This is a genomic window from Mesorhizobium huakuii, assembly GCF_030160235.1.
GTDB lineage: Bacteria > Pseudomonadota > Alphaproteobacteria > Rhizobiales > Rhizobiaceae > Mesorhizobium > Mesorhizobium huakuii.
Window position 1 is genome coordinate 97,996 of the sequence record NZ_BSNY01000053.1, and the last position, 12,944, is coordinate 110,939.

12 protein-coding genes and 2 pseudogenes are annotated in these 12,944 nt (G+C 64.4%); 4 read left to right on the forward strand and 10 right to left on the reverse strand.

Annotated elements, in window-relative coordinates; translation table 11 throughout:
• Window positions 1-23 precede the first annotated feature (23 nt).
• The 10 genes from QQK95_RS27125 to QQK95_RS27170 form a co-directional block, all read right to left on the reverse strand.
• The gene (locus QQK95_RS27125; RefSeq protein WP_284277485.1) at window positions 24-491 is read right to left on the reverse strand and encodes a cytochrome c-type biogenesis protein; all 468 of its coding nucleotides are present in this window, start codon (window positions 489-491) and stop codon (window positions 24-26) included.
• Window positions 488-2,473 carry a heme lyase CcmF/NrfE family subunit gene (locus tag QQK95_RS27130; protein ID WP_284277486.1) on the reverse strand — a complete coding sequence of 662 codons (1,986 nt, stop codon included), beginning with the start codon at window positions 2,471-2,473 and terminating at the stop codon, window positions 488-490. The genes QQK95_RS27125 and QQK95_RS27130 overlap by 4 nt, the downstream gene beginning before the upstream one ends.
• Window positions 2,474-2,478: 5 nt before the next feature.
• Entirely contained in the window at window positions 2,479-2,922 is a 444-nt protein-coding gene (gene ccmE / locus QQK95_RS27135) for a cytochrome c maturation protein CcmE (RefSeq protein ID WP_284277487.1), read from the reverse strand.
• 8 nt (window positions 2,923-2,930) lie between these two features.
• A complete protein-coding gene (gene ccmI / locus QQK95_RS27140; protein WP_284277488.1) occupies window positions 2,931-4,070 on the reverse strand; it encodes a c-type cytochrome biogenesis protein CcmI in 1,140 nt (379 codons plus the stop codon).
• A gap of 185 nt (window positions 4,071-4,255) precedes the next feature.
• Window positions 4,256-4,693, reverse strand: coding sequence for a hypothetical protein (locus tag QQK95_RS27145; RefSeq protein ID WP_284277489.1), 438 nt, complete (start codon window positions 4,691-4,693; stop codon window positions 4,256-4,258).
• Window positions 4,694-4,901: 208 nt separating this feature from the next.
• Window positions 4,902-6,272, reverse strand: coding sequence for an ATP-binding protein (locus QQK95_RS27150; protein ID WP_284277632.1), 1,371 nt, complete (start codon window positions 6,270-6,272; stop codon window positions 4,902-4,904).
• 40 nt (window positions 6,273-6,312) lie between these two features.
• Entirely contained in the window at window positions 6,313-6,978 is a 666-nt protein-coding gene (locus tag QQK95_RS27155; protein ID WP_019857144.1) for a response regulator transcription factor, read from the reverse strand.
• A 90-nt stretch (window positions 6,979-7,068) separates the two neighbouring features.
• The gene (locus QQK95_RS27160) at window positions 7,069-7,368 is read right to left on the reverse strand and encodes a hypothetical protein (RefSeq protein WP_284277490.1); all 300 of its coding nucleotides are present in this window, start codon (window positions 7,366-7,368) and stop codon (window positions 7,069-7,071) included.
• Window positions 7,369-7,539: 171 nt separating this feature from the next.
• Window positions 7,540-7,947, reverse strand: coding sequence for a DUF3168 domain-containing protein (locus tag QQK95_RS27165; RefSeq protein ID WP_284277491.1), 408 nt, complete (start codon window positions 7,945-7,947; stop codon window positions 7,540-7,542).
• Between the two features lie 199 nt (window positions 7,948-8,146).
• Window positions 8,147-9,340, reverse strand: coding sequence for an amidase (locus QQK95_RS27170; RefSeq protein ID WP_284277492.1), 1,194 nt, complete (start codon window positions 9,338-9,340; stop codon window positions 8,147-8,149).
• 294 nt (window positions 9,341-9,634) lie between these two features.
• Here QQK95_RS27170 and QQK95_RS27175 point away from each other — a divergent pair, with 294 nt between their 5' ends.
• From QQK95_RS27175 to QQK95_RS33560, 4 genes and pseudogenes are all read left to right on the forward strand, one after another.
• Window positions 9,635-10,336, forward strand: a complete 702-nt coding sequence (locus QQK95_RS27175; protein WP_284277493.1) for a GntR family transcriptional regulator — start codon at window positions 9,635-9,637, stop codon at window positions 10,334-10,336.
• A 49-nt stretch (window positions 10,337-10,385) separates the two neighbouring features.
• Window positions 10,386-11,528 (forward strand): substrate-binding domain-containing protein, encoded by a 1,143-nt coding sequence (locus tag QQK95_RS27180; RefSeq protein ID WP_284277494.1) that lies wholly within the window; start codon window positions 10,386-10,388, stop codon window positions 11,526-11,528.
• Window positions 11,529-11,631: 103 nt separating this feature from the next.
• A pseudogene (locus QQK95_RS27185) lies at window positions 11,632-12,696 on the forward strand (sugar ABC transporter ATP-binding protein); the annotation flags it as partial.
• A gap of 46 nt (window positions 12,697-12,742) precedes the next feature.
• A pseudogene (locus QQK95_RS33560) lies at window positions 12,743-12,835 on the forward strand (hypothetical protein); the annotation flags it as partial.
• Window positions 12,836-12,944 lie beyond the last annotated feature (109 nt).

Here is a 12,944-nt window from a genome sequence, read left to right on the forward strand (position 1 = left end):
TGTTGGCGGGGCGGTCGTGGCCGTCAGTCGCGGTGCAGGATGGCGTCCAATGCCGCCTGTTCATCGGCGGACAGGGTCTTCGTCGCCGGGGTCCGGCGTGACCGCGCGGTCAGCACTATGAATACGCCGCCGACCAGCAGCAACAGCACTGGCGTGCCCCAAAGCAGCGCGTTGCGCAGGTCGAAGCGCGGCTTGAGCAGCACGAATTCGCCATAGCGCGAAACGACATAATCCATGACCTGCTGGTCGGTGTCGCCAGCGACGAGGCGCTGGCGCACCAGGATGCGCAGGTCGCGGGCGAGGTCGGCATCGGATTCGTCGATCGACTGATTCTGGCAGACCATGCAGCGCAGGCCTTCCGACAGCGCCCGCGCCCGCGCCTCCAGCGCCGGATCGGCCAGCATCTCGTCGGGCTTCACCGCCAGCGCCGTGCCGGCAAAGCCGAGCGCCAGCATCAGGACGAGTAGCACGGCGCAGAACCTTGCCTTCATGGCAGGACCGCTGGCGCCTCGGCCTGCTTGCGCCGGCGCGAGGGCGCGCCGACACGCAGGCGCCTGTCCATCAGCGACATGGCAGCGCCCGCCATCATCACCAGTCCGCCGCCCCAGATCAGCGTCACCAGCGGCTTCCACCACAGGCGCACCACGACCGAGCCGTCCTTGGCTTCGTCGCCAAGCGAGATGTAGAGCTGGGAAAGACCGAGGGTCTTGATGCCGGACTCCGTCGTCGTCGTCTGCCGCACCGGATAGAAACGCTTGGCCGAACTGATTTCGCCGACAGGACTGCCGCTGATACCGATCAGTTCGAAGCGGCCACGGTCCTCGCTGTAGTTTGGCCCCTGCGCCGGATAAAGCCCGACGAAACGCAGCGTATGGCCTGACAGTTCCACCGTCTCGCCAGCACGCATGGTGAGGATCTTCTCGGTGCCGAAGGAGAGCGTGGCGACGATGCCGAGCAAGGTCAGGCCGAGGCCGAGATGCGCCAATGCCGTGCCGAAGACCGAGCGCGGCAGGCCGGCAAAGCGCCTGAACATGACGGCCGGTGCAACCGATCCGACGCCTGACTTGACGGCGAGGTCGGTGAGCGCACCGGCGACCAGCCAGACCGCAAGGCCGATGCCGAGGGCGGCGAACACCGACGCGCCGTCGATAAACAGGCCCGTGACAAGCATTGCCGCCAGCGCCGTGGCGAATGCCGCCATCAGGCGCTGCGACGCGGCGATGATGTCGCCGCGCTTCCAGGCCAGCAGCGGGCCGAACGGCACGAGGACCAGAAGCGGCAGCATCAAGGGGCCGAAAGTCAGGTCGAAGAACGGCGCCCCTACCGAGATCTTGTCGCCGGTGAGCGCCTCGAGCGCCAGCGGATAGAGCGTGCCGACGAGCACCGTGGCGGTCGCCGTGGTCAGGAACAGATTGTTGAGGACGAGCGCGCCTTCACGCGAAATCGGATGGAACAGGCCGCCGGCCGTCAATCGCGAGGCGCGCAGCGCAAACAGCGCCAGTGAGCCGCCGATGAACAGCGTCAGGATGCAAAGGATGAAGACGCCGCGCGCCGGATCGGTGGCAAAGGCATGCACCGAGGTGAGCACGCCAGAGCGCACCAGGAAGGTGCCGAGCAGCGACAGCGAGAAGGTGAGGATGGCGAGCAGCAGCGTCCAGATCTTCAGTGCCGAGCGCTTTTCCATGACGATGGCCGAATGCAGCAGCGCGGTGCCCGCCAGCCACGGCATGAAGGAGGCGTTCTCGACCGGATCCCAGAACCAGAAGCCGCCCCAGCCGAGCTCGTAATAGGCCCAGTACGATCCCATGGCGATGCCGCCGGTCAGGAACATCCAGGCGACCAGCGTCCATGGCCGCACCCAGCGCGCCCAGGAGGCGTCGATACGCCCCTCGATCAGGGCGGCGACCGAGAAGGAAAAGCAGATGGAGAAGCCGACATAGCCGAGATAGAGCAGTGGCGGATGAATGGCGAGGCCGAGATCCTGCAGGACCGGGTTGAGGTCGCGACCCTCGATCGGCGCCGGATTGAGCCGGATGAAAGGATTGGACGTCGCCAGGATGAACAGGAAGAAGGCAGCGCCGATAGCGCCCTGCACGGCCAGCACATTGGCGCGCAATGTCGCCGGAAGGTTGGAACCGAAAGCCGCAACGAGAGCACCGAAAAAGGTCAGGATGAGCACCCAGAGCAGCATCGAGCCTTCGTGATTGCCCCAGGTTCCGGTGATCTTGTAGATCATCGGCTGCAGCGAATGCGAGTTTTCCCAGACGCTCGCCACGGAGAAATCGGAGTTCGCGTAGGCGCTCGCCAGCGCGACAAAGGACAGCGCCGTCAGCGCGAAGCCAGTCACCGCCACAGGACCGCCGACAGCCATCAGGCGCTGGTTGTTCAGCCGCGCGCCGAACAGCGGCACGATCGTCTGCACCAGCGAAAGCGCGAACGCCAGGACCAGGGCGAAATGTCCGGTTTCAACCATGCCCCTCACTCACTCTTGCTCTCCTGCCAGACACCCTTGGCCTTCAGCCCGTCGGCCACTTCCTTGGGCATGTAGCGCTCATCATGCTTGGCAAGCACGCTGTCGGCAACAAAGACGCCGTCCGGGCCGAAACTGCCCTCGGTGATGACGCCCTGCTCCTCGCGGAAGAGGTCGGGCAGGATGCCGGTATAGGTGACCTTGACCGATTTGTGCGTGTCGGTGACCGAAAAGCCGACCGTCGCGCCCTGCCCGCGCTGGATGGTGCCTTTTTCGACCAGACCGCCGAGCCTGATGCGCTGGCCGGGCTGGACACTCGCCGTGGTGAGGTCGGCCGGCATGTAGAAATAGGAGGCCTTCTGGCCAAGCGCGTAGAAGGTCAGCCCAGTGGCGGCGCCCAGGAAAGTCAATCCGCCTGCTATGACCGACAATCGCTTCTGCTTGCGTGTCATGACACGTTCTACTCCGTCGCCGTCAGGCCGAGCGAGGCGGCAAAAGCGGTGAATTTCTTGGCCTCGTCGCTGCCAGCGCCAAAGACGGCAATGGCACGAGCGAGCGCCTCGCGCGCCTGATCGGCCTTGCCCAGCACGACATAGGAACGAACGAGCCTCATCCATCCTTCCGGGTCACGCGGATTTTGCCGCAGTTTTTCGTCGAGGCCGGCGACCATCGTGTTGATCATGGCTTCGCGATCCTGCGGCGACAGGGAAGACGCGGCATCGACATCCGAGGCATCTGGACCCTTCGCGGCGGCACCGGAAGCGACTTCGGGGCTGGCGGATTTGGCCAGCGCCTGCTCGACAGCACTGCGCCATGGCGAATCCTGCGGCAAAGTGCCCAGCATCGCCTGCCAGGCCGTCGCCGCCTCCTTGTTGCGTCCCTCCTGCGCCAAAGCCACGGCCAGGTAGAAGCTGGCTTTCGCGTTGGCCGGATCGAGCTTCAGCGCCGCCTCGAAGGCATCCTGGGCATCGGCCGAGACAATGCCGCCTGCCGCACCGGCGATTGCCTCGCCGAGGCCGGCCTGGCGAACAGCGCTGTCGCCGTCGAGACGGATGGCATTGCGGTACGCCGCGACCGCGTCGGAGAACCGCTGCATGCGCAAATAGACCGGGGCCAGCACGTCCCATCCCCTGCCGTCGGAAGGGTTGGCGGCGAGATGGGCCTCGGCCCGTGCCACCAATTCGTCGACCGAACTGTCGGCCGGATTCTTGGCCAGCCTTGCGCTAAGCGGCTGTGCCGGCAGGTCAGGCGAGCCGATCTGGCTGTAAACGCCCCAGCTGACCAGCGGCACCGCCAGCACGGCGACGGTCGCGACAAGCCGTACCGTGACCGAGGCCTGCCCGGCCGATGCCTGGCCAGCCGTATCGGCATTGTCGAGGCGAAGGATGCGGCGCGCGATTTCGGCGCGCGCCTCGGCTGCTTCCGCCGGCTGGATCAAGCCGCGCCCGGCGTCGCGGTCAAGCTCGGACAATTGATCGCGATAGACTTCCAGATCGTGATCGCCGCTCGACGACGCGCCTTTGGCTCCCGCGGCCAGCGGCAGCAGCACCGCCAGGCTCGCGCCCAGCGTCAGTATTGCGGCTATGACCCAGAACAGCATGGTTCTTCCAATAACGACAGAGCCCTGCCCTGCCAACTCAGGCATCCTGCGACGCTTTGACGGTCAAAGCGCCTGACGTCCTTGATCGACATCAACCGGCCGGATTCCAACCGGAGCCGGCCTGATCCTTGTTTGTGCATGTCGTTGTCCCAAAACCGCGCGTACGTTTGGGCGACATGCAGATGTCAGGTCAGCGGCGTCCAGCTGCCATCGGCATTGCGGCAAGCGGTTCCGCGCGCCGTCACCCCGGCGCCGCCTGTGAACACCGTCTGCGTGTACTGGCGGCAGTCCTGCGAACCGACGCGATAGGGTTGGGCCGGAACCACCTCGCCATAGTGCGAAGCCTGATCGCCCTTCCATGCCACCTTCTGACCGCTTGTCGTATATTCGAGCGCCTTGTATTCGGCCTCGAGCGCGCTGCGCTTCTCGGCGTCACTGAGGCCATTGCCGATCGAACCGCCGATGAGGCCGCCGTCCATCGCCGAAATGATCGACTTGGTGACCTTGCCGCTTGTCGGAGGCGTCGAGGCCGGTGTCGGCGTCACGGTTGGGCCCTTGCCGCTCAAGGTGGTGCAGCCGGAGACGGCCAGCAATGCGGAAACAAGCGCGACGCGAATCTTCATGCCAACAACCGGTTTTCTTGAGTTGGAGCCTGCCATGGATGCGCCGGGGGCCGCGTCATCGGAGAAGTAGGCGTGGCCATAGTATTGATATTTGTCGGAAATTTGGCCGCTGCCGGCGAGTTCAGGAGCATTCGGCATTGCTCCGGGATCAATCGATATGCCGCCATAACAAACGCCTTCCATCGCTGTCGGTTGGTCCGGGAAAGCGTCACTGAAGGCTCCGCAAGCGCACCACTGCCTTCAATCCACCCAGGCCGGACCGTTCGAGCGCGAGAACGCCTCCATACTCGTTGACGAGGTCGGCGACAATGGCAAGTCCCAGACCTGTTCCCGGTTTTGTCTCATCCAGGCGCCTTCCGCGCTTCAGCGCGTCGCGCGCCTTGTCCTCGGGAATGCCAGGACCGTCGTCGTCGATGCTGATCTCGAACAGATTGTCGTCCTTGCCGGCCAACGGCGCCACCGTGACCGAGACCGCGCTTTTTGCCCACTTCATCGCGTTTTCAAGAAGGTTGCCGAGCAGCTCCTCGAGGTCCTCGCGCTCGCCGGCAAAGACGATCTCGGTGGCCGGCAGCGACAGCGACAGGCTGGTCTGCGGGTTGAGCTTCTGCAGCACCCGCACCATGCGCTGCACCAGCGGCGTCACCGGCGTGCGGTAGACGACGCTGTCGCGCTGCGCCGCGACGCGGGCGCGCTGCAGATAATGGTCGACCTGCTTCTGCATCGAGGCGGCCTGCTCGGCGATCAATTGTCCCTTGGCGCCGCCAAGCGCCCGGCCTTCGTTGAGCAGCACCGCAAGCGGCGTCTTCAACGAATGGGCGAGATTGCCGACCTGGGTTCGCGAGCGCTCGACGATGCGTTTGTTGTTTTCGATCAACGCGTTGGTTTCGTTGGCTAACGGCTCGATCTCGGCCGGGAAGCGACCGTCGAGTCGCTGCGCGGTACCTTCGCGCACCATGGCAAGAGCGTTGCGCACCCGGCGCAGCGGCTGCAGGCCGAGCAGGATGGCAATGGCGTTGATGGCGATCATGCCGACGCCGAACAGGCTGAGATAGGTCAGCAGGCGGCGCTGGAAGGTGGCGATTTCCTGTTCGAGTTCGCTCTGGTTGCCCATCACGCGAAAACGCGCGGCGCGGTTCTTGGCGTCGAGCACGAATTCGCTCTCGAACACTTCGAGCTGCTCGCCGTCTATGCCTTCGGCCGAATAGCTGCGCTGGAAGCTGGCATTGAAAGGCACCTCGGCGACGCTTGGCGACGGGATCTTGCTCGTCATCGACGACGAATGAAGGTCGCCATGCACGCCTTCCGAGGCAGGCTCGACCGACCAGTACCAACCGGACTTCGGCTCGGAGAAACGGAGGTCGCCAAGGTCCGGGGCGCCGGTGAGCGCACCCGTGTCGGAAATGCCGATGGAGCCGATCAGGTTGAACAGATGCGCCGAAAGCAGGCTGTCGAAGCCGCGCTCGCTGGCTTGGCGGTAGAGCGTGGTGATCAGGGTGAAAATGACGACAAGGGTCAGGATCGCCCACACCGTGGAAAAGGCGATCACACGGAACGTCAGCGAACGCGGCCACAAACGCAGCGAAAGCGGCGTCCTTGCGGTTGGTTTGAGCGGTTCCGAGTTACGCCTCCGGCTCGCGCATGCGGTAGCCCATGCCACGCACGGTTTCGATCATGTCGATGCCCATCTTCTTGCGCAGCCGCCCGACAAACACCTCGATGGTGTTGGAATCGCGGTCGAAATCCTGGTCATAGAGATGCTCGACCAGTTCGGTGCGCGAGACGACCTCGCCCATATGGTGCATCAGATAGGCTAGCAGGCGGAATTCATGCGAGGTCAGCTTCAGCGGCACGCCGTCGACATCGGCCTTCGAGGCCTTGGTGTCGAGGCGCAGCGGCCCGCAGGTGAGTTCCGACGAGGCATGGCCGGCCGCGCGGCGGATCAGCGCCCTGAGCCGCGCCAGCACCTCCTCGATGTGGAACGGCTTGGTGACATAGTCGTCCGCGCCGGCATCGATGCCCGAGACCTTGTCGCTCCAGCGGTCGCGCGCGGTCAGGATCAGCACCGGCATCTTGCGGCCACCACGGCGCCAGCGCTCGACCACGCTGATGCCGTCCATCTGCGGCAGGCCGATGTCGAGCACGACGGCGTCGTAAGGTTCGGTGTCGCCGAGGAAATGGCCTTCCTCACCGTCGAAGGCGCGGTCGACGACATAGCCGGCGTCGACCAGCGCGTCCGCTATCTGCCGGTTGAGATCCTTGTCATCCTCGACGACGAGTACGCGCATGCGGAGATCGATACCTTTTGAAGAACTTGTTCAGATATAGGCCGATTCCGGCGGCCTGGGAAACGTGGCCTTGCAAGATGGAAGATTGGGTCAGTTCTGCGGAACGACGATCTCGGAACGGCGCGGACGCTGACCGTCCTTGCCAGGCACCAGCACGACGATGACGCAGACCGGCTGGCCACCGCGTGTCGACTGCGAGGCCTTGGCCAGCGTCCCGCCATTCTGTTCGGCCACCTGCTGGCCGATCGCGTAGCAGTCGGACGCGGCCAGGACGATCGGGCTGGACTGGCCGAGCGCGACCACCGGCATCGCCATCGCCTGCGACGCCAACAGCCCGGCGGCACAGAGCGCCAGGGTCGCGGTTCGAAAGTGGGAGCGAAGCGTTTTCATGGTCGGCGTTGTAACGCATCGGTGCTGAACGTGAAATGAACGGTGATCGATGCGAAAAACATGCCCGCTGCACCCTTGAACGCGATAGCACCGACTGCGATTTCGACGCCCCGATCCGACGAAATCCCGGAGATGCCAATCTGACTCCGTTACAGTCAGATTGAAAGCGTGTCAGGCATTTTCCTGCGTCAGCGCGCGAAACCGCAGCAGCCCGTGATGCACAAGGAGATCCTCGTCGTAACGGGCCTCGGTGAATTCAAGCGACAACCGCGTCTTGCCGCGCCGGCCGACCACCAGTGCGGCGTTGGCAAGGCGGGCCTTTATGGCGGCCATGATGGCAAGGGTTTCGTCCTCACCATGGGCTTTCGACCAAACATGCAGCGTAATCAACTGATCGTCGTCATTCTCGGCGCCGGTGTCCCAGTCAAAGGCGCTGGTCTGACCAAAGGTCACATAGGGAAAAGCGGCATTTTCCGTCGCCCGCTCGAGCAGTCCGGCGCCGCCGAGCAGCGCGGACAGCGACTTGTCGCTTTTGAGCCTTAGAAAAAGTGCCTGCAGCAAATCGCCGGGCGCGGTCATTTGTCGTCCCCCCTCGCCTGTCATGCCTTGTGCAAGCGGTTCGTCATACTGGCAAATTCACGCGCGGCGTACCCGCTCGTCAAGCCTGCGCCATATCGCATGATTCGCCTCGGCGCGATGATGAACGCCGATGATCCCGAAAATACGACTCTGTTATGAACGGATTGCCATGCCGGACAACCCTGCAGGACCAATCTGCTCAGCCGGCATGTTGCCCGAGCGCCTTGCGACAAAGGGACAGCAGAGCCATGTCGGAATTGTCAGGACCAAGGATCGAAATTCCGAACGGCAGCCTCTCCACCTCGGCGATCGGCATCGATATCTGCGGCAAGCCGCTCAGCCCCGCCGAGCAAAGCATCGAAATCGAACGGCCCCGGTAGGCCTCAAGCCCCTCTCCGGCCATGCCCAACGGCAAGGCGACCGAAGGGGCGGTTGGGAAGACCAGCGCGGCTCCCGAGCCAACCAGTGACGACAGCCGGTCTTGTATCGCGGCTTTCGCGGCAAGAGCCGCTTCGTAGTCGGCGTTCGACACCCCCTCTGCCCAGTCGAAGCGCTCACGCACCCCCTCGCCGAAGGCCGGTCGATGCTCGGTGATCCAGGCACCGTGATCGGACCAGGCTTCGTAGGCCTGGATGGTGCGAAAGGTCGGCCGCCAGGCATCAAACCCCTCCGGCGCGACCCGGACCTCGCCCGCGATATCGATGATGCGGAACAGTCGCTCGAGCGCATCTTCAAAGACGCGGCGCTCGGCATAACCCAGGACGTAACTGGCAATATCCGTCGCGACGACGAGGCGAGAGATCGGCGGTTGAATGGCGGGCTGCGGCAGCAGCAGCCTGGCCACGGCCTCGTAGACATCGATGTCGCGCGCGAACCAGCCGACGGTGTCGAAGCTGCGCGCCAGCGGCTGCAGCCCGGCGGTGTCGATCAGTCCATGGGTTGGGCGCAGGCCGATCAGCCCGCAATAAGAGGCCGGCAGCCTGATCGAGCCGCCCGTATCGGTGCCGAGCGCAATATCGGCGAGGCCGGCCGCGACCGCCGCGGCCGAACCCGAGGACGATCCGCCCGGGATGCGGCCCGGCGCGCGCGGATTCACCGGGGTGCCGTAATGCGGGTTCTCGCCATTCATCGAATAGGCGAACTCGTCGGTATGGGTCTTGCCGACAAACCGGGCGCCTGCATCCAACAATGTCTGCACCACCGGCGCCGTGTCGGGCCTGCCGCCGCTCCAGTCGCGCCGCAGCGGATGGCCGCCGCCAGTGGGATAGCCGGCGACGTCGTAGAGATCCTTCACCGCCAGCGTCAGGCCGGCGAGCGGCCCGCTTGCGGCCGAAGCAATCGGAATTGGCGGGTAATCCACGAAAGCCCCGACAGGATCAGTCCGCAGCAGCATCGACGCCTCGCAGCTAAAATTTTTGTCACCGCATATTCAAAGCGTCCAATCCGCCAAAATCCCAAAATTTCGGGAATCTTGCCGTCTGCGGCCGCTGGATATCCATATTTGGAAACATGCCTGGCCGCAAACTGAAATTTTAGTATGGCATCTTAAAAAATTAATATGCAATAAAACCAATATAATAACTCCATCATCATTGCTCAATTTTCAAAAAATGACGAAAATCAGCTTGATTGCCCTGGCCGTTGGTGCTTAGCCTATGGCCACTGACCCCCAGCAAAGGGCATCGGAATGGCTGCAAATGAAGATGACGATGACGTGGTGGTCGACGCTTCGGTTCGCCGGAGCCGCGCCGAATTCGTGTTCGAAGCGCTGCTGAAGACGATCGTGCGGGTCGACCGCCGGCCGGGCGATCTGCTGCTCAAGGACGACATCGCCAGGGAGCTTGGCGTGTCACGCCAGCCGGTGACCGATGCGATCAACCGGCTGGCCGGTCTGGGGCTGGTCACGGTGATCCCGCAGGTCAATTCCTACGTCTCGCGCATTTCACCGGCCGACGTCATCGAAAGCTCGTTCCTGCGCAGCGCCGTCGAGGCGCAAATCGTGCATGAACTCGCGTCGCATCCGAAAGCCGCGATCGTGACGGCGCTGCGCAACCAGCTTCTGGAGCAGGTGCAGCTTGTCGCCGCCGGCAACGTCGACGGCTTCCACGAGGCGGATGACGCTTTCCACCGCATGCTCGCGCAACTCGCGGGACTGCCGGGGCTCTGGGACCAGATCGCGGCGGCGCGGCTGCATCTGGTGCGTGTGCGCCGGCTCGGCCTGCCGCGTCCCGGTCGCCTGGCCATCTCCTACGCCGAGCACTCGATGGTGGTCGACGAAATCGAGGCGGGACGGCCGCGCAAGGCGGCCAACACCATCGCCCATCACATCCGCTACAACGAAGGCGAATTGCGTCGCCTCCAGAAGGACTTACCGCAATATTTTCTTTGAAAAACTGCAGCGGAATCAACCGCTCAGGGGAACATTACGGAGAACACTCGTGACCAGATCGTCTCGCCTTCGTCCACTAGCGCTTGCCTTCTTGCTGTCGGCCGCACCGATAGCGGCCTTCGCCGCCGATCTGCCGCCCGAAGCCGCCGCGCTGATGGTGCCGCTGCCTTTGTCGCCAACCGGCCAGCCGGTGGTCGGCTTCCCCGATGGCGCGCCGGCCAGCCCAGCCGCATCACTGACCTTCACCGCCAACGAGTTGGCAAACCTCAAGGCCGGCAATTTCACCGCCGGCATCGCCATGCAGGCAATGGACTCGCCGTGGAACACTTTGCAGGTCGAGGCGCTGAAGAAGACGCTCGATGAATACGGCATCAAGGTCGTGGCGGTCACCGACGCCAAGCAGGCGCCGACCGCCCAGGCCGATCAGCTCGAAGGCATGATCGCGCAGAAGGTCAATCTGATCTTTTCGGTGCCGATCGACCCCAAGGGCCAGGCCGACACCTACAAGCGGGTGTCCGAAAGCGGCGTGAAGATCGTGTTCATGGACAACGTCGCCTACGGCATGGCGCCGGGCAAAGACTATGTCACCGTGGTCGCCTCCGACAACGAGCAGAACGCGGTGTTCGCCACCGATGAGCTTATCAAGGCGATCGGCGGCAAGGGCGAAGTCGGCCTGATGACCTATATCCAGGAATCCTATTATTCGATCGCGGCACGTGTCGCCGGCTTCGAGAAGTCGGTCGCGGCCCATCCTGGTGTGACCGTGGCGGCGCGCGAAAAATTCACCCAGCCGCGCGAAGCCTATGACAAGGCCGTCGCCATGCTCACGGCGCATCCCGACATCAAGGGCATCTTCGCGGTGTGGGGCGACCCTGCCATGCAGACGCTGGCCGGCGCAGAATCGCTCGGCCGCAACGACCTCGTCGTCACCACCAACGATCTCGGCCCGGACAGCGCGCTCTACATTGCCCGCGACCAGATCATCGCCATCGGCGCGCAACTGCCCTACGATCTCGGCATAGCCGAAGCCCAGGCGGGTGCTGCCGCACTGCTCGGCAAGCAGGTGCCGCCTTACATCTCGCTGCCTTCGCTGCGGGTGAAGAAGGCCAATCTCTTGTCGGCGCTGAAGCAAGTGACCAAGCAGGACGTGCCGGACGATGTCGTCAAGGCCTGCGCCGGCGCCTGCTACTGATCTGATCCCGGGCGGCGGGTCGACCCGCCGCCCATACCGCATACCGCCTCTTTCGGGAACCGCCATGTCCGCTGCCGACAATCCCCTGCCCGCGCTGGTTTCCATGCGCGGCATCGTCAAGCGGTTCGGCGCCAACATCGTGCTGCGCATTGTCGATTTCGACGTCCGGGCGGGCGAGGTCCACGCGCTGCTTGGCGAGAACGGTGCCGGCAAATCGACGCTGATGAAGGTGCTGCTTGGCATCCACAAGCCCGACGAAGGCACGATCCTGGTGCTCGGCGAACCGTTGACCTCGACATCGACGCGCGCGCGCCTCGAGGCCGGCGTGGCGATGATCTTCCAGGAGTTGAGCCTGGTGCCGGCGATGAGCGTCGCCGACAATCTGTTTCTCGGCCGCGAGCCGATGCTGTTCGGCGGCCGCATCGACCGCCGCCGCATCCGGCGCGAGGCCACCGACCTGATCGCAAGACAGGGTTTTGCGCTCGATCCGGACGCCCGCATCGAGGACCTGCCGTTCGCGGCGCGCCAGCAGGTGGAAATCCTCAAGGCACTGTCGCGCGGCGCCTCGGTGATCGTCATGGACGAACCGACCTCCTCGCTCACCGTGCGCGAGGAAGAGGTGCTGCACGCCACCATCGCCCAGTTGCGCGCCGCCGGTATCGGCATCGTCTATATCAGCCATCGCATGTCGGAGATCTTTCGTGTAGCCGACCGGCTGAGCGTCATCAAGGACGGCCAGATCCAGGGACCGTTCGCCACCGACCAGATCACCATACCGGAAGTGTCGCGGCTGATGGCGCGCTCCGCCTCGGTCGTGGTGATGAAGCCGAAAGCCCGGCGCGAACCTGGCGAAATCGTTTTCGAGGTCGTTGGGCTGAGCACGGCACGGAAGCTGCGCGATATCGGCCTAGCCGTGCGCGCCGGCGAGATCGTCGGCATAGCCGGCCTTGTCGGCAGCGGCCGCTCGACGCTCGCCAAGGCGCTGTTCGGGCTGATCCCGGATGCGCGCGGCGATGTGCGGCTTGGCGGCAGCGAGATCGGCGCACTGGCGACGCCGCCGCGCATCCGTGCCGGCATGGCGCTGGTGCCGGAGGATCGCCGCGCCGAAGGCGCTGGTCGCCCAGCACAGCCTGGCCGCCAATGTGGCGCTGCCCAATCTTGCCGAACTGACGTCGCGCTGGCCGGGCGTCCTGTCATGGCGACGCGAGACCGACATGTTCCTCGGTTTTCGCGATGCGCTGCACATTGCCTGCCGCGAGCCGGGCCAGCCGGCCTCGGAACTGTCCGGCGGCAACCAGCAGAAGGTGGTTTTCGCAAAATGGTTCGCCAGCAATCCAAAACTGCTGATCCTCGACGAGCCAACGGCGGGTGTCGACGTCAACGCCAAGGCGGAGATGCGGGCGCTGGTGCAGCAGG